Here is a 23,642-nt window from a genome sequence, read left to right as displayed (position 1 = left end):
GCCACACGAAAGATCGAACATACAACCCGTGAGTGATGTGGGCTGCCCTGGCAACCCACCTCACTCACGGGTACTAGAGCAGGTTCGTCGCCCAGTGACCATCGGGCGCGAGCCCCGGTGGACAGGCGAAGAGAGCGGAACCGGTGTGCTGGACGTACTCCATCATCCGGTCCTGGCCCGAGAGGGCACGCTGCATCGGGACGAACTGCTTGTGCGGGTCGCGGACGAAGGCGATGAAGAACAGTCCGGCGTTCAGGTGCCCGCGCCCGTCGCTGCCGTCCACGAAGTTGTAGCCGCGCCGCAGGATCCTGACCCCGCCCAGCGCCTCGGCGGACGCCAGCCGGATATGCGCGTCCGGCGCGATCAGCGGCTTCCCGTCCGGCCCCTTCGCGGCGAGGTCAGCCAGGTCGAACTCGGCCTTGCCGGACAGCGGCGCGCCCTCGCCCTTGGTGCGGCCGATGAGGTCCTCCTGCTCGGCGAGCGAGGTCCGGTCCCACACCTCGATGTGCATCGAGATGCGGCGCGCCACCAGGTAGCTGCCGCCGGTCAGCCAGTCCGGCCCGTCACCGGCGGCTACCCACACGTGTGTGTCGAGTTCAGGGCCCTGTTCGGCCTTCAGGTTGTTCGTGCCGTCCTTGAACCCGAACAGGTTGCGCGGCGTCGCCTGCGAGGTCGAGGTCGACGACGTGCGGCCGAACCCGAGCTGTGACCAGCGCACCTCGGTCGTACCGAAACCCATCCGCACCAGGTTGCGGATCGCGTGCACCGCCACCTGCGGGTCGTTCGAGCACGCCTGGATGCACAGGTCCCCGTCGGAACGGGTCGGGTCCAGGTTGTCCTGCTGGAAACCGGGCAGCGGCGCCAGTCCGGGCGGCATCTTGTCGCGCAGACCGAACCGGTCCACGCCGTCCTTCTCGAACAGGCCGCGTCCGACGCCGAACGTCAGGGTGAGCTGGCTGGCCGGCAGCCCGAGTGCTTCGCCGGTGTCCGAGGGCGGCGCGAGCGGACCGAGCCCGGTCGCGCCGTTCGGCGCGGTCTCCCGGCCCGTGGTCATCCGTTCCGCCGCGAGGGTCCAGCGCATCAGCAGGTCGCGCAGCGCATGCCGGTCGGAGGTGATGACGTCCAACGCGACGAAGTGCAGACGATCCTGGGCGGGCGTGACGATGCCGGCCTGTCGAGGTCCTCGGAACGGGACCACATCGGCGACCGCGGCCGGCGCCCCTTCCGGTGCGCAACCGGACAGGGTTGCCGCGCCGGCCAGTGCGACGCCGGCTCCGGTGAGACCGAACACCCGGCGCCGGGACAGTGCTCCCGGCGCCGGACGAACGTCGTGCTGTTCGGTCACTTGGTGACGACCGCCGCGACCTGGCTGACCGGCTCGCCGAGCGCGTCGACGGCGGTGGACATCTTCTTCGTGTCCTCCGGGGTCAGCTGCGTGTACAACTTGAACCCGTCACCGTCGCGGTAGCCCTCCAGGAGCTTCTCCACGTCGGCGAAGCGCTGGTCCAGCGTCGGCCCGAGGTTCTTGTCCCGCTCGTCGATCACCGGACGCAGCGCCGCGATGGCCGCCTGCGAGCCCTCGACGTTGGCCTTGAAGTCCCACAGGTCGGTGTGCGAGTAGCGGTCCTCCTCACCGGTGATCTTGCCGGTGGCGACCTCGTCGAGCAGCTCCTTCGCGCCGTTCGCCAGCTGGACCGGGGTGAGCTCGATCGTCGCGACCCGGTTCTGCAGGTCCTTCATGTCGGCGAGCAGCTGGTCGGCGATCGCGCCGGAGTCGGCCTTCAGCCCGTCGACCCACAGGTCCTTCTCCAGGCGGTGGTAGCCGGTGAAGCCCACCCCGGGCTCGCGCTCGTCGTCCTCGCGGCCGTCCATCTTCGGGTCGAGATCACCGAACGACTCGGCGACCGGCTCGATCCGCTCCCAGTAGGTGCGCGCGATCGGGAACTGGGCCTTGGCCGCGTCGACGTTGCCCGCCTTGACGGTGTTGACGAACTCCTCGGTCTTCGGAACCAGCGCCTCGATCTGCGAGGTCACGTAGCGCTTGTACCCGGCGGTCGCCTCGGCGAGGCGGGCGTTGTCGTCGACCGAGCGGGTGGCCTGCCCGGTGACGGTGAACGGCGCGCGGATGCCGTCGCCGACCATGCCGGGCTTGCACGCCGTGGTGTAGGTGCCGCCGTCGGGCACCTCGACGATCAGCCTGCGGGTCAGGCCGGGGCCGATGTTCTCGACCTCGCCCATGATCCGGTCACCGACACCGAGCAGGTAGAACTCGGTGACCTTGCTGCCCTTGTTGGCGACCTGGAAGGTGATCTTCCCGGCGGGTGCATCCTGTTTGGTCACCTCGCAGGCGCTGTCCGAGGCGTTGACCGCGATGGACCCGTCCGACTGGGCGGGCGCGCCCCCGCCACCACAACCGGCGAGCAGGGCGAGTGCGCCGACCGAGGCGGCGCAGACAGGGAGAGAGCGGGACACGGGGGTTTCTCCTTGATGGTGCGAGAACGGTCTGGGATCAGACCGCTGCCGCGGTGGTGGACGAGCGGCGGGTTCGGCCCGGGAGCAGGAACAGCGTGAGCACCACGACCACGTACAACACCCAGACGGACGCTTCGAGCACCGTGGTCTGGGGCGACAGGTTGAAGATGCCCTTGAGCAACGTCCCGTACCAGGAGTCGGCCGGGACGACGTCGCTGATGTCGAAGGCGAGCGTGTGCAGGCCGGGCAGGATCGCCGCCTCCTGCAGGTCGTGCATGCCGTAGGCCAGGATGCCGGCCGCGACGAAGATCAGCAGGATGCCGGTGACCTTGAAGAACTTGGCCATGTTGATCTGGACCGCGCCCCGGTAGATCAGGTACGCCAGCACCACGGCGATCGCGATCCCGATCAGGAACCCGACCAGCGGCATGGTGGTCTCGCCGGCGGCCTGCGCCGCGGACCAGAAGAACACGGCGGTCTCCAGACCTTCGCGCCCGACGGCGAGGAAGGCCATCAGCACGACGGCCCAGGAGCCGATCTGCAGCGCCTGCTCCAGCTTGCCGCGCAGCTCACCGGACAGTGCACGGGCCGTACGCCGCATCCAGAAGATCATCCAGGTGACGAAGCCGACCGCGACGATGGACATGCCGCCGCCGAACGCCTCCTGCGCCTCGAAGGACATCGAGTTCGAGGTGAAGGTCAACAGCGCGCCGACCGCGACACTGATCGCCACCGCGACCGCGACGCCCGCCCACACCAGCGGCAGCGCCTTGCGCCGGTCACTGCGTACCAGGAACGCCACGAGGATGCTCACGACCAGGGCCGCCTCGAGCCCCTCGCGCAGCCCGATCAACGCATTGCTCAGCACCGCGCGTCGCCTCGGGCACCACGCGTCACAGCCGCAAAAGGCCAGGCTAACCTCATGGCGCGGAGCCTAACCTGACAGCTGGCTGAGACGCCAGATTCGTGATCGTCGCCTTACCAACAGTTTGCCGAAGCGGCCGGTGCTACTCCTGCTTGCCGATCGCGATGCGCGCGCTGACCGCCCCGATCGCGTCCTGGTACTCCGGTCGCGGGTCCATCGCCCAGGCCATCTTGAGCTGGGCGAGCGCCTCGGTCAGCCTGCCCTGCCGTTGCAGTGCCTTACCCAGTGCGAACCGCGCATAGTGGTCGGCCGGGTCGAGCTCCAGTACCCGGATGAACGCCGACTCGGCGCGCTTGAGCTGTGCCGAGTCCAGGAACGCCCGCCCGGCGAGCAGCTGCACCGACGCGTCGTCGGGCTGGGTCGCCAGGACCGGCAGCAGCGCGGCCACCGCGTCCAGGGGCCTGCGCTGCGCCATCAGCGTCTCGGCGCGCCGGAACGAGGCGAAGGTCTGTTCGGCATCGGGCTGCTCAGTGGCGTGCTCGACACCTCTGTCGGGGTCCGGAGAAGGAGCGCTCGTCATGGTCACTCCTACGTTAGGTGGCGCGGCGCCGAACCGCGAGATCTGCGGACAGTTAGGCTTAAGGCGACAAGTCAAGCTGTTCAGTACCGATTCAGAACAAGGAGCTGATGTGGCCGTCATCGAGCAGGTCGGTGCTCGCGAGATCCTCGACTCCCGAGGCAACCCCACCGTCGAGGTTGAGGTCGCACTCGACGACGGGACGCTCGCACGGGCGGCCGTGCCGTCGGGCGCATCCACCGGTGAGCACGAAGCCGTCGAGCTGCGCGACGGTGACGCCAAGCGCTACGGCGGCAAGGGTGTCGAGCGCGCGGTGGCCGGGGTACTGGACGAGATCGGCCCGGAGCTGATCGGCGTCGAAGCCGTCGACCAGCGGGTCGTCGACCAGAAGCTGGTCGACCTCGACGGCACCCCCGACAAGTCCCGCCTCGGCGCGAACGCGCTGCTCGGGGTGTCGCTGGCGGTGGCCAAGGCCGCCGCCGAGTCCTCGGGTCTCGAGCTGTTCCGCTACGTCGGCGGGCCGAACGCGCACGTGCTGCCGGTGCCGATGATGAACATCATCAACGGTGGCGCGCACGCCGACTCGTCGGTCGACGTGCAGGAGTTCATGATCGCCCCGATCGGCGCCGAGTCGTTCCGCGAGGCGCTGCGCTGGGGTGCGGAGACCTACCACGCGCTGAAGTCGGTACTGAAGTCCCAGGGGCTGAGCACCGGGCTCGGTGACGAGGGTGGTTTCGCTCCGGACCTGCCCGGCACCAAGGCCGCGCTCGACCTGATCGGCACCGCGATCGAGAAGACCGGGCTGGTCCTCGGCCGCGACGTGGTGCTCGCGCTGGACGTGGCCGCCACCGAGTTCTTCTCCGACGGCAGCTACGCCTTCGAAGGCGCCAAGCGGACCGCCGAGGAGATGTCCAGCTTCTACGCCGAGCTGGTCGACGGCTACCCGCTGGTGTCGATCGAGGACCCGCTGTCCGAGGACGACTGGGACGGCTGGCAGGGCCTGACCACCGCGATCGGCAGCAAGGTCCAGCTGGTCGGCGACGACCTGTTCGTGACCAACCCGGAGCGGCTCGAAGAGGGCATCTCGCGGCAGATCGCCAACGCGCTGCTGGTCAAGGTCAACCAGATCGGCACGCTGTCGGAGACACTGGACGCGGTCACGCTGGCGCATTCCTGCGGCTACCGCTGCATGATGAGCCACCGTTCCGGCGAGACCGAGGACACCACCATCGCCGACCTCGCGGTGGCCACCGGTTGCGGCCAGATCAAGACCGGCGCGCCGGCTCGTTCCGAGCGGGTGGCGAAGTACAACCAGCTGCTGCGTATCGAGGAGACCCTCGGCGACGCGGCCCGTTACGCCGGTGACCTCGCGTTCCCGCGCTACAACCCGGCGGACTGATCGGCCGATGCCTGCAGGCGACACCTCACGGGCCCGGGCCGGACGTAACCGTCCGGCCCGTGGCCCGCGCTCGGGTGCCGCCGGCGGGTCGGGCCGTACGTCGAGTACCACCCGCGCGGCCGAGCGTCCGCCCGGTGGCAGGGTCAGGAGCAGTACCAGCGGAGAAGCCATCCGGGGCGGGCGCGCGCACCGCGTCGCGGTGGCCACCTCCGGCATGCTCGGGGTCTCCTCGACCCGGCGGGCCGCGGTGCTCGCGCTGGTCGTGTGCGCGCTGGCGCTGACCGTGGCGGTGCCGCTGCGGAACTTCCTGACCCAGCGTCAGGAACTCGGCGCGCTGCAGACCCGCCAGGAACAGCTCACCCGAGAGGTCGAGCAGCAGGAAAGGCGGCGCGCCGAGCTGCGCGATCCGGCGCACGTGCAGGCCGAGGCCCGCGAGCGGCTGAACTACGTGAGACCGGGCGACGTGCCGTTCATCGTGCAGTTGCCCGGAGACGTGGGCGCGCCGACGGGCAGCACTCGTGTGGCGCCCACCCTGCCCTGGTTCGAACGATTGTGGAGTGACGTGCGAGGAGCGCCGAAATGAGCCCCGATACGGATGCGGTCGCCGAGGCGGATCGCGCGGCGGTCGAGGCCCAGCTGGGCCGCGCGCCGCGAGGTCTGCGCGCGGTGGCGCACCGCTGCCCGTGCGGGCTTCCCTCGACGGTGCAGACCGCTCCCCGGCTGGAGGACGGCACGCCGTTCCCCACGCTGTACTACCTCACGTGCTCCCGGCTGTGCTCACGCATCGGCGGCCTGGAAGCGGACGGCCGGATGCAGGAGATGACCGACCGGCTGGAGACCGACGAGCAGCTGGCGGCCGCCTACCAGCGTGCGCACGACGAGTACCTGGCCGAACGCGACGCGATCGAGTCGCTCGGTACCCAGGTCAGCGCGGGCGGCATGCCGACACGGGTGAAGTGCCTGCACGTCCACGTCGGCCACGCACTGGCGGCGGGCCCTGGCGTGAACCCCTTCGGTGACGAGGCCCTAGCCGAACTGGGCGACTGGTGGCGAGCCGGCCCCTGCGTCCCCAAGGACAAATCCCCCGCTAGCACAACAAGACCCAGCGACTAGCGCAGCAAAACCCAGCGACTAGCACAGCAAAATCCAGCGACTCGCGCTGGAGTCCGGCCCCGCAAGGCACCCGAAGGGGTTCCGCCGAAGGCGGGTAGTGCACGAGTGGCGGCTCCCAAGCCGGGGCACCAAGCGCGCGCGTCGCCGAAGGCGACATTTTTCCGAGTGGTCCCCCATGCCCGAAGGGTATGGGGGGCCGCGAGGAAAAACCCCAGGCAGCGAGCCGTTAGGCGAGCCGCCTGGATCGTTCCCGGTCGGCCCGAAGGGCCTTCCGGGAACGATGGCGCGCGAAACAGGCCAACCAATACAGCCTGCACCTCCACCCAGCGCTAGAGCCCCACCGCCCGAGCTACCCAACCCAGCCACAGCTAACCCAGCCACAGCTAACCCAGCCACAGCTAACCCAGCCACAGCTAACCCTGCGACCTCGCTACGAAAGAACCGGCGTGACGCGGGAGAGGACTGAGGCGATCGCGCTGTTCGACGCCGTGTGGGTTCCGGCCGTGCGGTAGGGGCCTGCCTCGCCGAAGCGGGAGGACAGGAACACTTCGTTGACCTCGCTCGGAGCGTGCCGCAGCAGCAGTGAGGCCTGTAGACAGGTCGCCATCAGCTCGGACAGCCGCCGGGCCCTGCGCTCGTCCACCGAGGACAGCTCGGTACGCAGGTCACGCACGGCCGCGTCGAACGCGGCCGACTCGCCCGCCGCAAGGTCGATCTCGGCGAGCACCGCGTGCACGCTGTCCGGGGAGCGGCTGATGGCACGCAGCGCGTCCAGCGCGGTGACGTTGCCGGAGCCCTCCCAGATCGAGTTCAACGGGGCCTCGCGGTAGAGCCGGGGCAGCCCGGACTCCTCGACGTACCCGTTGCCGCCCAGCGTCTCCTGCGCCTCGGCGACCACAGCGGCCGTCCGCTTGCACACCTGGTACTTCGTCACCGGCAGCGCGAGCCGTAGCAGCCCGGTCTCACCCCGGTCGACCGCGCCGGCCAGCCGCAATGCGACCCGAATGGACGCCTCGGCCTCCACCGCGAGCTCGGCGAGCACCGCCTGCATGAGCGGTGCGTCGGCGAGCCGGGTGCCGAACGCCGAGCGGTGCGCCGCGTGGTGCGCGGCCTCGGACAGCGCGATCCGCATGAGCGCCGCCGAACCGAGCACACAGTCGACCCGGGTCATGGTGACCATCTCGATGATCGTCCGGACCCCTCGGCCCTCGTCACCGAGCCGCCACCCGACCGCGTCCTGGTACTCGACCTCGGACGAGGCGTTGGAGTGGTTACCCAGCTTGTCCTTGAGCCGCTGGAACCGGATCGGGTTGCGGCTGCCGTCCGGCAGCACCCTGGGCAGCACGAAGCAGGTCAGACCGTCGGGTGCCTGGGCCAATGTCAGGAACAGGTCGTTCATCGGTGCCGAGGTGAACCACTTGTGCCCGACCAGCCGATACCTGCCGTCACCCATCGGCTTGGCCACCGTCGTCCCGGAGCGGACGTCCGAGCCGCCCTGCTTCTCGGTCATCGACATGCCGGCCAGCAGACCTGCCTTGGTCGAAGGCTCCGCAATCCCGGGCGAGTAGCTGGTGGACCGCAGGCCCGCCTCGTAACGAGCGGCCAGCTCCGGGTTGTGGCGCAGCGCCGGGATCGACGCGTAGGTCATCGAGATCGGGCAGCAATGGCCCTGTTCCAGCTGGCTCATCAGGTAGAACCCGGCGGCGCGCGCGACGTGCGCGGCAGGCCCGGCGTCCGGTGCCCACGGTGCGGCGTGCGTCCCGGCGTGCACCGAGGAGTTCATCAGCCAGTGCCAGGACGGATGGAACTCGACCTCGTCGATCCGGTTGCCGTAGCGGTCGTAGTTGTGCAGGACGGGCTTGTTCTCGTTCGCCAGCCGCGCGTGCTCGCGGCCTTCACCGGACCCGACGACCCGCCCGATCTCCGCGATGCGCGGCAACGCGGCCTCGGCGCCTTCGAGAGCGACGGCGTGGGTCAGCGCCGGATCGCAGGCCAGCGGGTCGTAGCCGTCCAGCGGCGGTGCCTGGTTGGTGACCCGGTGGGTTTCGAACCGGTCGCCGTCCGGCTGGGCGAAGCTCGCGGCCTGGGCGCCACGCTGGTCCAGGAGATCCGTCATGCGGACAGAATATTCGCGTTCGGCCCTCATTGCGTCCTCAACTGAGGCAGGGTGTTGGCCGTGGCGTCCGGGAACGGTGGTGCACGGTCGGCGGTGTGGCTGCTGGTCGCCGCGCTGGCGTTGCTCGGCACCGTCGCGGTCCTGCACTCGCAGTCCGCGCCGCCCGAAGAACCGGCGGCCGCGCCGGCCCGTCCGGTGCCGCTGCCCGGCGCGATCTCCCTGGAGGCGTTGCCCGCACCGTTGCCGGACGAGTCGGCGACCGGCGGCACCCCGTCCGGCGAGTTGTCGGTCGTCGACCCGCCGCCCGGCGTCGTGGCCGCGCAGGTGCCGGCCGGCCCGGGCGGGATACCGGGTGCGGCGATGGCCGCCTACCAACGTGCCGAACGCACTCTCGCCACGTCGACACCCGGCTGCCGGCTCAGCTGGACGACTCTCGCGGCGCTGGGCAGGGCGGCGTCCGGCCATGCCAGGGGCGGCCAGCTCGACGGGCACGGCCGCACCCTGGGCAGGTTCCTCGGTCCCCGGCTGGACGGCTCGCCGGGCCTGCCCCGCATCCCGGACACGGATCACGGTCAGCTCGACGGCGATCCACAATGGGACCGCGCGGTCGGTCCGATGCAGATCATCCCGTCCACCTGGCGGCGCTACGCGGCGGACGGAGACGGGGACGGTCAGGCCGACCCGAACGACATGTCCGACGCGGCGCTCACCGCCGGCCGCTACCTGTGCGCAGGCAACGTCGACCTCGCCGTGCCCGAGCAGCAGACGGCGGCGTTCCACCGGGTCAACCGGTCCGACAGCTACGTGGCGGCCGTGCGGACCTTCGCGACCGACTACGCCCGCGACACCGTCCCACAACCGCTCGCCGCTCCGCCTCCCGCTCCGGTACCGCCGCCCGTGTCACCGCCCGTGTCACCGCCGAAACCGGTTCACCGCATGGCGCCGTCGCACCGCTCGACGCCGACGACCACGCCGGTCAAGCGCACGACTCCGACGACCAGCACGACCCCGACCACCACGACAGCCTCCACCAGCACGTCGAAGGCGCCGGGGCGGCCCAACCGGATCCTGCCGCCCACCTCGATCGCGCCGACGACGGCCGGCGCACCGGATGCGGGCACCCCGGTCACCCAGCAGGCCGCGAGCCCGACGGTGACCACGGTGACGACCACCGTGTCCGCGCCACCAGCCCAACCGTCCCCGGCCGCACCGGCCCCAGGTGTCTCGACCAGCCAGAAGCCGATCCCGATCATCGTCCTGCCACCCACCGACTCGGCCCCGAGGTCGACGACCGCGAAGTAGCCCGACCCATGAGTAGAGCGACAAGAGCGAGTCTGGTGGTCGGATTCGTCGTCCTCGGATTGGAGATCGTGTTCAGTGTGTACTTCGGATTCATCGCAGAGGCGCGATGCTCGTTCGGCAATCCGATCGGCATGGAGCTGCCGGAAGGCGGGAGTGGCTCATGGGGTCCCTCGTGGTTGCCGCCGGGAACACGGTGCATCTACCGGTTTCCGGACGGCTCCGTCGTCGACATCGTCGTCGGCAGCGGGCTCGGTGACTGGGTCGGCATGGTGCTGGTCGCCGCATTCTTCGCCGCGCTGACGTACGGACTGGCCGCGATGTGCCGAGGGATTCGGCGCGCGATCACTCGTTAGCCCCGGCCCGGCCCGGCCGGTCGGTACGGTGGTGACAACAGATCACCGGGGAGTGCGCATGCCTAGAGTCGCCGCGATCGACTGCGGGACCAACTCGATCCGCCTGCTGGTCGCCGACGCGGGTCCGGGGCCGGACGGACGGCCACGGCTGACCGACGTGCGCCGGGAGAACCGCATCGTGCGGCTCGGTAAGGGCGTCGACGCTACCGGCGTGCTGGCCCCGGATGCGATCGAGCGCACCAGGGTCGCGCTGGCCGAGTACACCGAGCTGCTGCGCGGCGACGGCGCGGAGCGGGTCAGGATGGTCGCCACCTCCGCGACCAGGGACGCGGCGAACCGGGACGACTTCTTCGGCATGGTGCGCACGACGCTCGGCACCGACGCCGAGGTGATCAGCGGGGACACCGAGGCTCGGCTGTCGTTCACCGGCGCGGTCGGTGACCTGCCCGCGCAGGACGGGCCGTTCGTCGTGGTCGACGTCGGTGGCGGTTCCACCGAGGTGGTCATCGGCACCCGGACCGACGGCTCGGTCGACGTGCAGGCCGCTCGTTCGGTGGACATCGGCTGCGTGCGCATCACCGAGCGGTGCCTGCGCTCCGACCCGCCGACCGCCGCCGAACGCGAGGAGGCGTACGCGCTGGCGAAGCAGGTGCTCGCCGAGGCCTTCGAGCACGTCCCGGTCGAGTCCGCGCGCACCTGGGTCGGCGTCGCCGGCACGGTGACCACCCTGTCCGCCGTGGCGATGGACCTGCCGGAGTACGACGCGGACAAGATTCACCTGTCCCGTCTCGCGCTGCCCGAGCTGCACCGCGTGGCCGACGAGCTGCTGTCCCGCACGAAGGACCAGCGCATGGAGTTCGGCTCGATGCACCCCGGCCGCGTCGACGTCATCGGCGGTGGCGCACTCATCGTCTCGGTGCTGGCCGAGGAGCTCGCCGCGCGCGCCGGCATCACCGAGCTGGTGGTCAGCGAACACGACATCCTGGACGGCATCGCACTGTCGCTGCTCTGATCCGGAAGCTCGTCGGCTTCACTGGTCACATCGGCACCGCCTCGCAGAGCTTCACGTTGCGTCGCAGACACTGCAGTATCTGCGACGCGACATGACCCTCTGCGAAGTCGCCTCAGGAAGCCTTCGGGTGCAACGGGTCAGCCGGTGATGAAGGCGGCCAGGTCGGCCGACTGGGCGATGCGGGACGGCTCGTGCACGTACGTCATGTGGCCAGCCTCGTAGTAGCGGAACTCGATGTTGGGCCGCAGCTCGTCCGGGATGGCCAGTGAGGCGATCATGTGCTCGGCGCCGTAATAGGGCGTCGCGCCGTCGTGGTAGCCGCAGCCGACCTGGATCCGCAGGTGCGGGTTGGCCCGCATCGCCGAGGCGAGTGTCCCGCTGACCGAGACCGCGCGACCCTCGAACTCGCGGTAGGACCATGGCTGCACCTGGTCGGTCAACGTCTCGTAGGGCAGGTCGCTGCGGTACTCGAGCGCGCCGCGCAGGTGCGCGTTCAGCGCGGCGGCGTACGGGCCGAGGATCGTGGTGTACGACGGGTCGTGCTCGGGTGTCGAGCCCGCGTCGTCGGCTTCCCAGCCGGTGAACCGGCCGTCCAGCCTGCCGACGACGAGGCCCCGCGAGCGCAGCAGCTCGCGGTAGAAACCCTGGTGTTCGATCCGTAGCCGCACCCTGCGCAGGTAGTCCGGAGAGAGGCCGGTCACCGAGGCCAGCCGGGCCACGATGTCGTCCCGGTCGGCGGAGGACAGGCGCGCGCCTCTGGCGAGCGCCCACGGGTAGTCGCGCTCGGCGAGCTGCTCGGCCTCGTCGAGCACCTCGCGCAGCGGACGGTCACCGTGCAGACCGTGGTAGTGCGCGATCGCCGCATAGGTCGGCAGGAACAGCGGATAGGGCAGCAGGTTGCCCTCGGTGAAGCGCAGGCACCCCATGTCCAGCACGGTGGAGATGAGCGCCAGCCCGTTGAGGTACATGCCGTACCGCTCCTGCAGACGCCCGGCGAGCGCGGCGGCGCGCAGCGTGCCGTACGACTCGCCGACCAGGTACTTCGGCGACAACCAGCGCTGGTTGCGGCTCACCCACAACCGGATGACCTCGGCGACCGCTTCGAGGTCGGCGGTGAAACCGTGGAAGTCGGACGGCTTGCCGCCGCGTACCGCGCGGGAGTAGCCGGTCGAGACCGGGTCGATGAACAGCAGGTCGGAGTGCGCGAGCAGCGACTCCGCGTTGTCGACCAGCCGGTACGGCGGCGCCGCCGGCGCACCCGCGTCGCCGGAGAGGACCCGTCGTGGGCCGAGCAGACCCAGGTGCAGCCAGACACTCGCCGACCCGGGCCCGCCGTTGAACGCGATCGTGAGTGGACGGTCGGTGTCCGAATCGGCCGTGTACGCGACCACGAAGACCTCGGCCGTCGGCGTGAGCCCGTCGAACGCGCCGTCGGTGTGCTGCTCGGTACGCAGCACGATCCGCCCGGCGGTTGCGGTGTAGGCGAGCTCGCCGGTCGAGGTGATCAGCGTGTGCCTGGTCTCGACCAGGTCGTCGGTCGGTTCCGGCTCGGGTGTCGTGGCCTCGGCGTCGCTCATGATCGGTGACTCTACGATCTGCCGCCGGGTGGCCGCCTATCATCGGCCGGGTGAGTGCGCCGGGAACCGTCGACGAGCTGGACCTGCTGGTCAGTGAGTGCCGCGTGTGCCCGAGGCTGGTCGAATGGCGCGAGCGGGTGGCGCGGGAGAAGCGTGCCTCCTACGCCGAGCAGCATTACTGGGGTCGGCCGGTGCCGGGTTTCGGGCCGTCGGACGCCCGGTTGCTGATCCTCGGGCTGGCTCCGGCGGCGCACGGCGCGAACCGGACCGGACGGATGTTCACCGGCGACCGTTCCGGGGACTTCCTGTACGCGGCGATGCACGCGGAGGGCCTGGCCAACCAGCCGACGGCGGTTCACGCCGGTGACGGCCTCCAGCTGCTAGGGGCGCGCATCACCTCCCCTGTCCACTGCGCGCCGCCGGCCAACAAACCGACCCCGGCCGAGCGGGACAACTGCCGGCAGTGGCTGGTCAGTGAGCTGGGGCTGCTCGCATCGACGGTCCGAGCGGTCGTGGTGCTCGGTGGGTTCGGCTGGCAGGCGCTGCTGCCGGTCCTCGCCGATGGAGGCTGGACGGTCCCGAAACCTCGGCCGGTCTTCGGCCACGGCGCGCACGTCGAGCTCGCTCCGAGCCAGCCGGACGGGTATCCGCTGCACTTGTTCGGCAGCTATCACGTCAGCCAGCAGAACACCTTCACCGGCCGACTCACCCAGCCGATGCTGCGCCAGGTGCTCCGGCATGCCGCGGACCTGGCGGGCCTCAGCCCGAGCCGATGACCTCGACCCTGGGGTCCACCTTGGCGAGCTGCTGGTCGCAGGTGAGCACAGTTGCGTCCTCGACGACTCCGGTAGCCAGAACCAACGAGTCGGGCGTCCGTAGCCACCGATGCGCAGCGCGTAGCCGCGCAGCCGCGTCGACGATGTCTTCGTCGACGATGCGAATAGGCCCGAACAGCGCGAGTATCCGCCGACGCAGCTCGACGGCGTCGTTCTCGTTCCTCCGGTAGCTCCCGACCAATGACTCGAGGAGCACTGTCGCCGGTAGCACGGATGTGTCGCCATGAGTGTGCATGGCGATGAGCGCCGCGCTGGACGCGGCATGGTGGGCATCTCCGGCGTCGAAGAACCCGATCACGATGCTGGAGTCGAGAACTACCGATCCCATTCGTCCCGCATCTCTTCGAGTTCTTCACGGGTGGTGATCCCGAGGTTGGAGCCCTGAAACTTCTGGAACAACTCCCACCACGGGTCGTGGGCCCGTACCAGCCGGAAGACTCCGGGAGCCTCCACCTCGACCCGCAGGACGTCACCCGCCGCCACGCCTGCTTCGCGCAGCGCGGCGACCGGCAGCGTCACCTGGTTCTTGCGGCTCACCTTCGTGGTCCGCACCGGTTGGTCCTCGTGCTTTACCGCAGCGGTCATAGGTAAAGCGTACTCGAAAGGGCGATGAGGCTCACCCCGTTTGCGTAAGGTGAATCGATACACCTGATGGCACCATAGGGGCATGGCTCGTGACACTCGCATCGTGATCGTCGGCGGCGGCTACGTCGGTATGTACACAGCGCTGCGCCTGCAGCGCAAACTCGCCGCCAACGAAGCATCCGTGACGGTCATCGATCCGCAGGCGAACATGACCTACCAGCCGTTCCTGCCCGAAGCGGCCGCCGGCTCCATCGAGCCGCGCCACGTCGTGGTGCCGCTGCGCAAGGTCCTGCGCAAGTGCCACGTGCTGACCGGGCGGGTCACCGGCATCAGCCGGGAGCGCCGCGAGGTGACCGTCGAGGCGGCCGCCGGGCACGTCAGCCAGATCGGCTACGACGTGCTCGTGGTGGCGCCCGGTTCGGTCGCGCGCACGCTGCCCATCCCCGGTCTCGCCGAGCAGGGCATCGCGTTCAAGAACGTCGCCGAGGCCATCTACCTGCGCAACCACGTGCTGTCGCACATGGACGAGGCGGCCAGCACGATCAACCCGGAGCTGCGGCGCAAGCTGCTCACGTTCCTGGTGGTCGGCGGCGGCTACGCGGGTGTCGAGGCGCTGGCCGAGCTGGCCGACATGTCCCGCTACGCGAGCCGCTACTACGAGAACATCGACGAGACCGACCTGCGCTGGGTGCTGGTCGAGGCGTCCGGGCGGATCATGCCCGAGGTCAGCCCGCCGATGGGTAAGTACACGGTGAAGCAGCTGCTCAAGGCCCGTATCGAGGTTTACCTCGACACCCGGGTCAAGAGCATGACCGGTGGTCACGTGGTGCTGGACGACGGCACCGAGTTCGACACCGACACGATCGTCTGGACCGCGGGCGTCAAGCCGAACCCGATGCTGGCCGAGACCGACCTGCCGCTCGACGACAAGGGGCGGGTGATCTGCTCGGCGTCGCTGCAGGTCGACGGCAGCCCGGAGATCTTCAGCGCGGGCGACTGCGCATCGGTGCCGGACCTCACGAAGGACGACCCGGACGCCAAGACCAGCCCGTCCGCGCAGCACGCGGTGCGCCAGGCCGCGCAGCTGGCCGACAACGTCATCGCCCACCTGCGCAGCAAGCCGGTCACGCCGTACAAGCACAAGCACGTCGGCTCGGTGGCCAGCCTCGGTCTGTACAAGGGTGCCGCCGAGGTCTACGGCATCAAGCTCAAGGGCCCGTTGGCGTGGTTCATGCACCGCACGTACCACCTGAGCCGGATGCCCACGTTCAACCGCAAGTTCCGCATCGTGTCGGACTGGACGCAGGCGCTGCTGTTCCGCCGCGAGGTGGTCTCGCTGGAGCAGATCCACGAGCCGAAGAAGGAGTTCTCCCGGGTCATCGGCCCGACCCCGAGGCTCGACCCGCCGGTGGACAAGAAGCAGGCCTGAGCCTTAGTGGGTCAGGAACTCCACGATGAGGATCTGAAGCTCACCCACACCGAACCCGAGCATCGCACCGACCGCGATGAGCATCCACTCGTCCTGTTCGAACGCCGGCCGCAGCAGGCGTTCGAACTGGGTCGGGCTGAGCAGCTTCATCTTGGACGTCAGGGTGTTGCGGATGTCCATGGCGTCGGTCGCGTACTCCTCGACCGCCGCCATGGTCTCCGGTAGCCGTTCCATGACCTTCATCGTGACCAGCTGCTTGACCCGCTGGTAGCGCCGCCCACCGACGGCCATCACGACCAGCGGGCGGGCCAGCCCGGCCTGCGAGTCGACCAGGCGGTGCACCTCGCGCTGGACCAGCGCGAACAGCCGGTCCGACAGTGGACCCTTGAGCACCGCCTCGACGACGTTGCGCGGGGTGATGATCTCCTTGGCGATCAGGTCGCCGTAGTCGCGCGCGACCTCGGAACGGCGCCGCAGGAACAGCCCCTGCCAGGTGAACAGCCCGAAGAACCGGCGCGGCTCGATCGGGAAGAAGACCATCTTCAACGCGAGCCAGTCGGTCGCCCACCCGGTGATCAGGCCGAACGCGGGCAGCAGCAGCGGCTCGCGGAACACCGCCCAGGTCACCGTCTGCAGCAGTCCGATGACAAAACCGAACGGGGCGCCGACGCGCGCGATGAACCGGAACTCCTTGTAGCCCGCCTCGCGGAAGATGCGGTTGAGCAGCGCCTTGTCCCGCACCAGGTGCGTGACGACCATTTCCTTCAGGTCGAACACCGAGTCGATGTCGGTCTGGATCTGCAGCATGACCTTCTCGACCATCTGCGGCGACTGACGCCGGACCCGGTCGACGATCATGTGCTTGATGCGGTCCGGCAGCGCTTCCCACAGGTCGGGCTGGGTGGCCGCGGCGACCTCGCGGGTGATGTCCTCGATCGAGGCGAGTAGCGGTTTCTCGATCTCCTCAGCCACCCGCTGTGGGTCGAGCCGACCGAAGATCTCCGCCGGGGTGATGAGCTGGCTGGTCATCGTGTCGCACGCGATGCCGGCCATCTTGGCAGCGCGCCGGGGCACGACACCCTGCCAGCCGAGCCACGGCTTGCGGCCGACGAACTCGAGCGGCCGGAACATCATCTCGATCGCGACCAGCTTGGTCACATAGCCGATCGCGGCCGCGATGAACGGCATCGAGGCGTAGACCGGCCAGTTGGTCTGTACGTCGGAGAGGATCTCCGACAGACCGATCACCGCACTCCGCCCACACCGTTGGTGCTGGTAGACGGACGGTAGACGGTGTCGGGATTGAAGCGCGGCCCGGGCATCGGCGTGTCGAGGTCGGGCTCGACCGACTCGGGGACCAGCTCGGCGACCGGGTCCTCACCGGGAAGCAACGCGGGACCGGGCTCCGGCACGTCGTCCGGCCGGCAGGCCCGCCACAGCTCGCTGCCCAGCGTCGAGATGCGCAGCGTGCGACGCACGACCTTCGCACCGAGCCTGCTGGCGTGCCGCGCCTCCTCCTCGGCGTCCCGGACCCCTGGCTCACCGAGCAGGATGTCGTAGTGCACCGACAACGAGTCGTCGGCGGGCCCTTCCTCGGCGAGACCGAGCGCGCGCAGGTGGCTGACGTAGGTGCCCACCGCGTCCGGGACCTGGACGCCGGCCGAGCGTCCGACGGTGGAGGCGTTGGACAGGATCGTCCGTCCGCCGCTGGACCTGGTCTGGACGTGGATCAGCGGATACGGCGTGCCGTCGGCCAGCGCGGCGAGGATCCGTGCCTCGTCCGGAACCAGACGCAGCAGCAGCGACCGGTACAGCTCGTCACGGCTGCGCGCGCTGTCCGCGTCGATCGAGGCGCCGAGCAGGTCGTCGAGCAGCTGCGCCGGTGTACGGGTCGGGTCGTTGCCGATACGGCGCCGCTGGGAGGGGTCGGTGTCCACCGCGTCCAGCCGGGTCTTGATCTCGCGCAGCACCACGTCCTCGACCCGGGTCCAGCCGGCGAGGAACTCCTGCACCGGCGGTTTCGGCATCTGCCGCGCGACCTCGGTGCCGACGACCGTCAGGTCGACGGCCAATGACCGCACATCACGCAGCACAGCGCCCCAGGACGCGACCACACCCTGCCCTGGTGTGGTGTCGCGCTCGTCGTCGTCCCAGTCGGTTCGCACCGGTCAAACCCCTTAGGCCGTGGGTGGATCAGGTGATGGTGATGTGCGGTGTCTTCAGATGCAAGCTGTGTGCACTCTACGGTGGCGACCGCCACTCCCAGGGCTCCGACCAGCCGTGCTCGACGGGGGAGATCGATCAGTGGCAGGGTTCGGAGGTCCCCGAGCGTCAGGATGCGACGAGATGAGAACCACACGGTTGCGATCGAGGTTCACGGTGATGGCGATCACCGGAATTCTGGCGTCGGCGGGGTGCTCGGCCGCCGAGGAGACACCGAGGGCGGCCGCACCGAAGCCGTTCGCGGTGTCCGACCAGGTGAGCCGGACCATGGACACGCTGAAGACGATGCCTTCGGTGGCCAGCGCGCTGCGGTTCCTCGAACAGGACCACCAGAACACGATCACCGAGCAGATCGCGCTGAGCGAGATCCCGTCGCCGCCGTTCAAGGAGGACCGGCGCGCGGCCGACTACCAGCGTCGGCTGACCGAGCTGGGTCTGGAGAACGTGCGCCGGGACGCGACCGGCAACGTGTACGGCGTGCGGCGCGGCACCGGGGGCGGACCGACGTTGTTCGTCTCCGCGCACCTGGACACCGTGTTCCCCGAAGGCACCGACGTGAAGGTCACCCAGCGGGACGGCAAGCTGTACGGCCCGGGAATCGCCGACGACGCCAACGGGCTGTCCGCTGTGCTGTCGGTCGTACGGGCGCTGCGCGACAGCGGCATCCAGACCAAGGGCGACATCATCTTCGGCGGCACCGTCGGCGAGGAGGGCCTCGGCGACCTGCGCGGCGTCAAGGCCTTCTTCGCGGAGAACCCGGACGTCGACGGGTTCATCACGATCGAACCGGGCGACGTCAAGAAGGTCGTCTACCAGGCAACCGGCAGCCGACGCTACAAGTTCTCGTTCACCGGGCCCGGTGGGCACAGCTTCGGTGACTTCGGCAGGCCCAGCGCGATCGGAGCCATGGGCCGGGCGATCGCCCGCATCGACGAGCTCCGGCCGCCCGCCCAGCCGAAGACGACGTTCACCGTCGGCGTGGTCGACGGCGGGACCTCGGTGAACGCGATCTCCGGGACCGCCTCGATGCAGGTGGACATGCGGTCCAACGGGCCCGCCGAGCTGGACGGACTGGAGCGGCAGCTGGTGCCCATGGCGCAGGCCGGCGCCGACGACGAGAACGCCCGGTGGAACGCCGCCGCCGGTAAGGGGATCACGGTCAAGAAGGAACTGATCGGCGACCGTCCTGCCGGCGACCAGCCCGCGCAGTCGCCCATCGTCGAAGCCTCCTTCGCCGCCTCCACGGCGCTCGGGTTGGCCGCTTCGCTCGGCGAGGCGTCGAGCACCGACGCGAACCTGCCGATCAACAAGGGGATTCCGGCTGTCCGGCTCGGCGGCGGGGGCGACGACGGGAACACCCACTCGTTCACCGACCCCGAGTGGTTCGACCCGAAGGACTCACACCTGGGACCGCAACGGGTCTTCCTGACGGCCCTCGCGCTGACCGGCGCCCCCGGCCTGGACCCCCTCCTGCCGCAGCACCGCCCCTGACCTCCCGCCCACCGCGAGCGGGGGTTTCGTCCCGCGAGTCGCTAGATTCCGCGGCGGTGGGGGCTGTCCCCGCTGGCCATTCAGTGTCTTGGCGTGGGCGGGCGGTATCAACCCCCGGCTTCGCCGGCCTCGCGCTCGTTCCTGGTTGCACGGGTTCGGGGGCGAGGTTTCAGGGTTGACACCGCCCGCCCACGCCAAGTGCGGGCCAGGATCGCGGGGAACGGAGGAGTCTGCGGCGCCTCGTGCGGTGGTGCCCGGTGTGGCGGTGCCCGGTGCGGCACCCCTGGTGTCACACCTATCACAGTCGCCACACCTCGCAGAGCTTCGTGTCGCGTCGCAGACGCTGCAGTGTCTGCGACGCGACGTCAGGGTCTGCGAAGTGGGGGCGGGGTGCGCGGAGTGGGGGCGACCACAGCCGCTTGTCGATCTCCGGGCACCATGGAGGGGTGCACATCAACCAATGGCTGCAGCTGATCCCGCCGGTGGCGATCCTGGTGACCGTCGGGTTGGTCATCGGGATCGAGAGCCTCGGGGTGCCGTTGCCGGGGGAGATCGTGCTGGTCAGTGCGTCCCTGCTGGCGGCGCAGCATGTCGTCGACCCGGTGTGGGTCGCGGCGTGCGCTGCCGCCGGGGCGATCATCGGCGACTCGATCGGCTACTCGATCGGACGTCGGGGCGGGCGACCGTTGTTCGAGCGGCTGGGGCGACGGTTCCCGAAGCACTTCGGGCCCGCGCATCTGGCGTCGGCCGAGCGGTCGTTCGAGCGGTGGGGCATGTGGGCGGTGTTCTTCGGACGGTTCATCGCGTTGCTGCGCATCTTCGCCGGTCCGCTCGCGGGGGCATTGCGGATGCGCTACCCCAAGTTCCTGATCGCCAACGCGCTCGGGGGCATCGTGTGGGCGGGCGGCACCGTCGCGGTGATCTACTACCTCGGTGTCGTCGCGGAGAAGTGGCTGTCCCGCTTCTCCTGGGTCGGGCTGCTGGCCGCGGTGCTGTTCGGGATCGGGTCCGCGCTGTACGTGAAGCGCCGGACGACCAAACGCCACGCCTCGGAACCTGTTGCCTCCAGCGTCGACCAGGGCTAACGGCTCAGCGCCGCCAGCTTGCGGCGCAGCAGTGCACGTTCGGCGGCGTTCTCGGTGCGGCTGATCGCCTCCCGGTACGCCTCGGCCGCGTCGCTGTCGCGGCCCACGCGGTGCAGCAGGTCGGCGCGGACCGCGTGCCACAGATGATGCCGGGACAACGCAAGTGTCTCGATGATCGCCAGCGCCGCCGCCGGACCGTCGACCTCGGCGACCGCCACCGCCCGGTGCAGCTCGACGACCGGCGACGGAGCGATCGCCAGTAGCTGGTCGTACAGCGCGACGACCTGCCACCACTGTGTGTCCGCCACGCTCACGGCGTCGCTGTGCACCGCGTTGATCGCGGCCTGGACCTGGTACCGGCCGGGGTCGTCGCGGCGCAGACAGCAGCGCAGCAAGGTCTGGCCCTCGTCGATCAGCAAACGGTCCCACAGCGTGCGGTCCTGGTCGGCGAGCAGCACCAGCTCGCCGTTCGCGTCGATGCGGGCGCGCCGACGTGACCCGACGAGCAGCATCAACGCCAACAGGCCGATCACCTCGGGCTCATCGGGCATCAGCTCGGCGAGCAGCCGTCCGAGCCGGATGGCCTCCGCGCACAGCTCGTCCCGGATCGGCAGCTCGCCCCCGCTGGCCGTGTAGCCCTCGTTGAAGATCAGGTAGACGACCGCGAGTACCGACCGCAACCGGTCGGGGAGCTCCGCATCCTCCGGGACCCGGTACGGAATCCGCGCATCCCTGATCTTGCCCTTCGCCCGCGCCAACCGCTGCGCCATCGTCGCCTCCGACACCAGGAAGGCGCGCGCGATCTCGGCGGTGCTCAGCCCGCCGAGCAGCCGCAGCGTCAACGCGACCCGCGCGCCGGGCGACAGCGCGGGATGGCAGCAGGTGAAGATCAGCCGCAGCCGGTCGTCGTGCACCGCGACCACCTCCGGTGGCTCGTCCCGGGCGTGCAGCAGGGCGGCCTCGGCGTACCGGTCCTGCCGCGACGCCTCCCGGCGCAGCCGGTCGATCGCCCGGTTGCGCGCCGTCGTGATGATCCAGCCGGCCGGCGCGGCGGGCAGCCCGGTGTCCGGCCAGCGTGCGACGGCGACGACAAACGCGTCCTGCACCGCGTCGTGGGCGATGTCGAGATCGCCGAAGACCCGGGCGAGCACGGCGACCGCGCGCCCGTGCTCCGCCCGGAACACCCGCTCGATCAGCTCCGCGGTCGGAGTGGTCATCTGACCTGGTGGAACGGCCGCACCTCGATCGGCAGCGGAACGACCTCGGCCAGCCTGCGCCCCCAGGCCAGCGCCGCGTCCAGGTCCGGTGCGTCCAGGATCGTGAAGCCGCCCAGGTACTCCTTGCCCTCGACGAACGGCCCGTCGGTGACGAGCACCTCGCCGGACTCGGGCCGCAGGACCGTCGCGGTGCTCGGCGCGTGCAGCCCTCCGCTGAACACCCAGACGCCGGCGTCCTTCATCTCCTGGTTGAGCTCCTCGAGATCGTGTGCCACCTTCTCCAGGAACTCCGGCGGCGGCATCTCTGCACCGGTGGGCTGGTAGACGCTGAGCAGATACGTGGTCATCGGGCTCTCCTCACGGGACCTGAGCGCCGGCCTCGTGCCGACCGCTCGTCCTCTATACGAACGGCCGATGCCCAGATCTACACCGAAGGACAGACAGTTTCCGGCGGATCAGATGCTGAACGCGCCCTCGGAGAACTCGCCGTTCTCGATCCCGTCCTGGAACGCCGCGATCTCCTCCTCGTCGAACCGCAGCTCGGCGCCGTGCGCGGTGAGCAGATAGTCGCCGCTCGGGTGACGGGTCAAGGTCAGATGCGGGCCCTCGGTGTTGCCCGCGAGGAACTCCGCGAACTCGGCGTCGGTCAACACCAGACGCTGGTCCTCGAGGGAACCGAACTCGGTCTTGTCGTCCCGCAGTTCCACCCAGCCGCCCCGGCGGGCCACCTGCACGGTCATAACGCGAAGTCCTCCTCGGGTACCTGGCCACTCAGAGTAGCGCCCCGGGTCGTACCGACCGGCAGGTACACGGAGCTGTCACATCCGCGAGCGCCGTGCCGTCTCATCGACATGGAGCGGAAAGGAGCAGTTCAGATGAGGGGAAAGATCGTCGTTCTCGGCGCGGGTTACGCCGGACTGCCGGCGGCCAAGCTCGCGGCCAGATGGACTGATGCCCAGGTCACGTTGGTCAACGCGAGCGACCGGTTCGTCGAGCGGGTCCGGTTGCACCAGCTCGCCGCGGGGCAGCAACTGTCGGACCTGCCGATCGCCGGGCTCCTCCAGGGCAGCGGTGTGCGGCTCGTCGTCGACCGGGTGACCGCGATCGACCCGGTTGCGCACATCGTCACACTCGCCGGTTCGGACGAGCCGCTGCACTACGACCAGCTGATCTACGCGTTGGGCAGCCGGGTGAACCTCGACGCGTTCCCGGGCGCGGCCGAGCATGCCTACACCGTCGCCGGCGAGGAGCAGGCGCGGAACCTGGAGCGGCGGCTGCCGGACAGCGAGACCGTCGCGGTCGTCGGCGCCGGCCTCACCGGTCTCGAGGTCGCCGCCGAGCTGGCAGAATGCCATCCGCGGCTCAAGGTCCGGCTGGTCGGTGCGGGGATGCTGGGTGCGGGTCTGTCGGCCAAGGGACAGAACCATCTGCGTCAGACGTTCGCGCGCCTCGGCGTGGAGGTGCGGGAGAACGCGAGGGTCGCCGAGGTCCGAAGGGACGGTGTGCTGCTGGACGACGGCGACCACGTCGCGGCGGACACCGTCGTCTGGACGGCCGGGTTCGAGGTGTCGCCACTGGCCCGTGAGGCGGGTCTGACGGTCGACGACAGCGGCCGGGTGATCGTCGACGAGCTGCTGCGCTCGCTGTCCCACCCGGACGTGACCGTGGTCGGCGACGCGGCATCGGCGCACCTCCCGGACGGGCAGGAGCTGCGCATGGCGTGCGCGACCAGCATCCCGATGGCGCAGCAGGCGGTGCGCGCGCTCGCCGCCCGGCGGGAGGGCAAGGAGCCGAAGGCACTGCGCTTCCGTTACGTCAACCAGTGCATCAGTCTCGGCAGACGGGACGGGCTGATCCAGTTCGTGCACGCCGACGACAGCCCCCGCGAGGGCGTGATCACCGGCCGGTTCGCCGCCCTGTACAAGGAGACGGTGGTGAGAGCCACGATCCTGTTCCAGCGCCACCCCACCCTCCCCACCGGCGTGTAGAA

The 23,642-nt window shown here is 69.8% G+C and carries 24 protein-coding genes; 11 read left to right on the top strand and 13 right to left on the bottom strand.

The genetic code is table 11. The features are described from left to right. Positions 1-73 precede the first annotated feature (73 nt). The 4 genes from efeB to G406_RS46335 form a co-directional block, all read right to left on the bottom strand. The gene (efeB, locus tag G406_RS0111960) at positions 74-1,345 is read right to left on the bottom strand and encodes an iron uptake transporter deferrochelatase/peroxidase subunit (protein ID WP_051341969.1); all 1,272 of its coding nucleotides are present in this window, start codon (positions 1,343-1,345) and stop codon (positions 74-76) included. Continuing rightward, positions 1,342-2,472 carry an iron uptake system protein EfeO gene (efeO, locus tag G406_RS0111955; RefSeq protein WP_028934020.1) on the bottom strand — a complete coding sequence of 377 codons (1,131 nt, stop codon included), beginning with the start codon at positions 2,470-2,472 and terminating at the stop codon, positions 1,342-1,344. Before efeO ends, efeB begins: the two co-directional genes overlap by 4 nt. Before the next feature lie 37 nt (positions 2,473-2,509). Next, entirely contained in the window at positions 2,510-3,340 is an 831-nt protein-coding gene (efeU, locus tag G406_RS0111950; protein ID WP_028934019.1) for an iron uptake transporter permease EfeU, read from the bottom strand. A gap of 139 nt (positions 3,341-3,479) precedes the next feature. Then, on the bottom strand, positions 3,480-3,917 hold the full coding sequence (locus G406_RS46335; protein ID WP_051341984.1) for a tetratricopeptide repeat protein: 438 nt from the start codon (positions 3,915-3,917) through the stop codon (positions 3,480-3,482). Positions 3,918-4,026: 109 nt separating this feature from the next. Here G406_RS46335 and eno point away from each other — a divergent pair, with 109 nt between their 5' ends. Genes eno through G406_RS0111930 form a run of 3 tightly spaced genes read left to right on the top strand, consistent with a single transcriptional unit; the run spans position 4,027 to position 6,426 of the window. Then, positions 4,027-5,313 carry a phosphopyruvate hydratase gene (eno, locus tag G406_RS0111940; RefSeq protein ID WP_028934018.1) on the top strand — a complete coding sequence of 429 codons (1,287 nt, stop codon included), beginning with the start codon at positions 4,027-4,029 and terminating at the stop codon, positions 5,311-5,313. Between the two features lie 7 nt (positions 5,314-5,320). Continuing rightward, positions 5,321-5,896 carry an FtsB family cell division protein gene (locus G406_RS58815; RefSeq protein WP_084215990.1) on the top strand — a complete coding sequence of 192 codons (576 nt, stop codon included), beginning with the start codon at positions 5,321-5,323 and terminating at the stop codon, positions 5,894-5,896. Further along, complete coding sequence (locus G406_RS0111930; RefSeq protein WP_028934016.1) at positions 5,893-6,426, top strand: DUF501 domain-containing protein; 534 nt, start codon at positions 5,893-5,895, stop codon at positions 6,424-6,426. The genes G406_RS58815 and G406_RS0111930 overlap by 4 nt, the downstream gene beginning before the upstream one ends. Positions 6,427-6,856: 430 nt before the next feature. On the opposite strand, the gene G406_RS46330 is transcribed toward G406_RS0111930, so the two are convergent. Next, positions 6,857-8,542, bottom strand: coding sequence for an acyl-CoA dehydrogenase family protein (locus G406_RS46330; protein WP_084215989.1), 1,686 nt, complete (start codon positions 8,540-8,542; stop codon positions 6,857-6,859). A gap of 60 nt (positions 8,543-8,602) precedes the next feature. Here G406_RS46330 and G406_RS53885 point away from each other — a divergent pair, with 60 nt between their 5' ends. From G406_RS53885 to G406_RS0111910, 3 genes are read left to right on the top strand one after another with little or no spacing between them, the layout of a single operon-like run. Next, a complete protein-coding gene (locus tag G406_RS53885) occupies positions 8,603-9,844 on the top strand; it encodes a lytic transglycosylase domain-containing protein (protein ID WP_156934801.1) in 1,242 nt (413 codons plus the stop codon). Positions 9,845-9,852: 8 nt separating this feature from the next. Next, complete coding sequence (locus G406_RS0111915; protein WP_156934800.1) at positions 9,853-10,197, top strand: hypothetical protein; 345 nt, start codon at positions 9,853-9,855, stop codon at positions 10,195-10,197. A gap of 58 nt (positions 10,198-10,255) precedes the next feature. Next, the gene (locus G406_RS0111910) at positions 10,256-11,209 is read left to right on the top strand and encodes a Ppx/GppA phosphatase family protein (protein WP_028934014.1); all 954 of its coding nucleotides are present in this window, start codon (positions 10,256-10,258) and stop codon (positions 11,207-11,209) included. A gap of 137 nt (positions 11,210-11,346) precedes the next feature. On the opposite strand, the gene G406_RS0111905 is transcribed toward G406_RS0111910, so the two are convergent. Further along, positions 11,347-12,786, bottom strand: coding sequence for a S10 family peptidase (locus G406_RS0111905; protein WP_037076139.1), 1,440 nt, complete (start codon positions 12,784-12,786; stop codon positions 11,347-11,349). Between the two features lie 50 nt (positions 12,787-12,836). Between G406_RS0111905 and G406_RS0111900 the strand changes: the two genes are divergently transcribed. Beyond that, on the top strand, positions 12,837-13,562 hold the full coding sequence (locus G406_RS0111900) for a uracil-DNA glycosylase (RefSeq protein WP_028934012.1): 726 nt from the start codon (positions 12,837-12,839) through the stop codon (positions 13,560-13,562). Here the strand turns inward: G406_RS0111900 and G406_RS0111895 are convergent. After that, on the bottom strand, positions 13,546-13,950 hold the full coding sequence (locus G406_RS0111895) for a type II toxin-antitoxin system VapC family toxin (RefSeq protein ID WP_028934011.1): 405 nt from the start codon (positions 13,948-13,950) through the stop codon (positions 13,546-13,548). The two genes, G406_RS0111900 and G406_RS0111895, sit on opposite strands and share 17 nt — an antisense overlap. After that, positions 13,938-14,207, bottom strand: a complete 270-nt coding sequence (locus tag G406_RS0111890) for an AbrB/MazE/SpoVT family DNA-binding domain-containing protein (RefSeq protein ID WP_028934010.1) — start codon at positions 14,205-14,207, stop codon at positions 13,938-13,940. The genes G406_RS0111895 and G406_RS0111890 overlap by 13 nt, the downstream gene beginning before the upstream one ends. Before the next feature lie 82 nt (positions 14,208-14,289). Here G406_RS0111890 and G406_RS46320 point away from each other — a divergent pair, with 82 nt between their 5' ends. After that, positions 14,290-15,636, top strand: a complete 1,347-nt coding sequence (locus G406_RS46320) for an NAD(P)/FAD-dependent oxidoreductase (RefSeq protein ID WP_051341967.1) — start codon at positions 14,290-14,292, stop codon at positions 15,634-15,636. A gap of 3 nt (positions 15,637-15,639) precedes the next feature. On the opposite strand, the gene G406_RS0111880 is transcribed toward G406_RS46320, so the two are convergent. Together G406_RS0111880 and G406_RS53880 are read right to left on the bottom strand one after the other, a co-directional pair. Then, the gene (locus G406_RS0111880; RefSeq protein WP_156934808.1) at positions 15,640-16,824 is read right to left on the bottom strand and encodes a DUF445 domain-containing protein; all 1,185 of its coding nucleotides are present in this window, start codon (positions 16,822-16,824) and stop codon (positions 15,640-15,642) included. Between the two features lie 56 nt (positions 16,825-16,880). Beyond that, positions 16,881-17,801, bottom strand: a complete 921-nt coding sequence (locus tag G406_RS53880; RefSeq protein WP_051341966.1) for an Abi-alpha family protein — start codon at positions 17,799-17,801, stop codon at positions 16,881-16,883. Between the two features lie 217 nt (positions 17,802-18,018). Between G406_RS53880 and G406_RS0111865 the strand changes: the two genes are divergently transcribed. Both G406_RS0111865 and G406_RS0111860 read left to right on the top strand, forming a co-directional pair. Next, the gene (locus tag G406_RS0111865) at positions 18,019-19,350 is read left to right on the top strand and encodes a M20/M25/M40 family metallo-hydrolase (RefSeq protein ID WP_156934799.1); all 1,332 of its coding nucleotides are present in this window, start codon (positions 18,019-18,021) and stop codon (positions 19,348-19,350) included. A gap of 446 nt (positions 19,351-19,796) precedes the next feature. Further along, the gene (locus tag G406_RS0111860) at positions 19,797-20,435 is read left to right on the top strand and encodes a DedA family protein (protein WP_028934007.1); all 639 of its coding nucleotides are present in this window, start codon (positions 19,797-19,799) and stop codon (positions 20,433-20,435) included. On the opposite strand, the gene G406_RS0111855 is transcribed toward G406_RS0111860, so the two are convergent. From G406_RS0111855 to G406_RS0111845, 3 genes are all read right to left on the bottom strand, one after another. Next, complete coding sequence (locus tag G406_RS0111855) at positions 20,432-21,652, bottom strand: RNA polymerase sigma factor (RefSeq protein ID WP_028934006.1); 1,221 nt, start codon at positions 21,650-21,652, stop codon at positions 20,432-20,434. The genes G406_RS0111860 and G406_RS0111855 overlap by 4 nt on opposite strands. Further along, positions 21,649-21,999, bottom strand: a complete 351-nt coding sequence (locus G406_RS0111850; protein ID WP_028934005.1) for a YciI family protein — start codon at positions 21,997-21,999, stop codon at positions 21,649-21,651. The genes G406_RS0111855 and G406_RS0111850 overlap by 4 nt, the downstream gene beginning before the upstream one ends. 108 nt (positions 22,000-22,107) lie before the next feature. Next, positions 22,108-22,392, bottom strand: coding sequence for a hypothetical protein (locus G406_RS0111845; RefSeq protein ID WP_028934004.1), 285 nt, complete (start codon positions 22,390-22,392; stop codon positions 22,108-22,110). Positions 22,393-22,527: 135 nt separating this feature from the next. On the opposite strand from G406_RS0111845, the gene G406_RS0111840 reads away from it, so the two are divergent. Then, a complete protein-coding gene (locus G406_RS0111840; RefSeq protein ID WP_028934003.1) occupies positions 22,528-23,640 on the top strand; it encodes an NAD(P)/FAD-dependent oxidoreductase in 1,113 nt (370 codons plus the stop codon). The last annotated feature ends 2 nt before the right edge of the window (positions 23,641-23,642 follow it).

The organism is Actinospineispora spinosispora DSM 44797 (genome assembly GCF_000429025.1).
GTDB lineage: Bacteria > Actinomycetota > Actinomycetes > Mycobacteriales > Pseudonocardiaceae > Pseudonocardia > Pseudonocardia spinosispora.
Note: the sequence above shows the minus strand (reverse complement) of the source record. Positions and strands in the feature narration are given on the sequence as shown.

What these genes read in the sequence shown, in the direction of transcription:
- G406_RS46335 (WP_051341984.1), bottom strand. Translation starts at nt 3,917, where the DNA reads ATGACGAGCGCTCCTTCTCCGGACCCCGACAGAGGTGTCGAGCACGCC.
- G406_RS58815 (WP_084215990.1), top strand. Translation starts at nt 5,321, where the DNA reads ATGCCTGCAGGCGACACCTCACGGGCCCGGGCCGGACGTAACCGTCCG.
- G406_RS0111930 (WP_028934016.1), top strand. Translation starts at nt 5,893, where the DNA reads ATGAGCCCCGATACGGATGCGGTCGCCGAGGCGGATCGCGCGGCGGTC.
- G406_RS46330 (WP_084215989.1), bottom strand. Translation starts at nt 8,542, where the DNA reads ATGACGGATCTCCTGGACCAGCGTGGCGCCCAGGCCGCGAGCTTCGCC.
- G406_RS0111915 (WP_156934800.1), top strand. Translation starts at nt 9,853, where the DNA reads ATGAGTAGAGCGACAAGAGCGAGTCTGGTGGTCGGATTCGTCGTCCTC.
- G406_RS0111910 (WP_028934014.1), top strand. Translation starts at nt 10,256, where the DNA reads ATGCCTAGAGTCGCCGCGATCGACTGCGGGACCAACTCGATCCGCCTG.
- G406_RS0111905 (WP_037076139.1), bottom strand. Translation starts at nt 12,786, where the DNA reads ATGAGCGACGCCGAGGCCACGACACCCGAGCCGGAACCGACCGACGAC.
- G406_RS0111895 (WP_028934011.1), bottom strand. Translation starts at nt 13,950, where the DNA reads ATGGGATCGGTAGTTCTCGACTCCAGCATCGTGATCGGGTTCTTCGAC.
- G406_RS0111890 (WP_028934010.1), bottom strand. Translation starts at nt 14,207, where the DNA reads ATGACCGCTGCGGTAAAGCACGAGGACCAACCGGTGCGGACCACGAAG.
- G406_RS46320 (WP_051341967.1), top strand. Translation starts at nt 14,290, where the DNA reads ATGGCTCGTGACACTCGCATCGTGATCGTCGGCGGCGGCTACGTCGGT.
- G406_RS0111880 (WP_156934808.1), bottom strand. Translation starts at nt 16,824, where the DNA reads ATGCCGTTCATCGCGGCCGCGATCGGCTATGTGACCAAGCTGGTCGCG.
- G406_RS0111865 (WP_156934799.1), top strand. Translation starts at nt 18,019, where the DNA reads ATGGCGATCACCGGAATTCTGGCGTCGGCGGGGTGCTCGGCCGCCGAG.
- G406_RS0111855 (WP_028934006.1), bottom strand. Translation starts at nt 21,652, where the DNA reads ATGACCACTCCGACCGCGGAGCTGATCGAGCGGGTGTTCCGGGCGGAG.
- G406_RS0111850 (WP_028934005.1), bottom strand. Translation starts at nt 21,999, where the DNA reads ATGACCACGTATCTGCTCAGCGTCTACCAGCCCACCGGTGCAGAGATG.
- G406_RS0111845 (WP_028934004.1), bottom strand. Translation starts at nt 22,392, where the DNA reads ATGACCGTGCAGGTGGCCCGCCGGGGCGGCTGGGTGGAACTGCGGGAC.
- G406_RS0111840 (WP_028934003.1), top strand. Translation starts at nt 22,528, where the DNA reads ATGAGGGGAAAGATCGTCGTTCTCGGCGCGGGTTACGCCGGACTGCCG.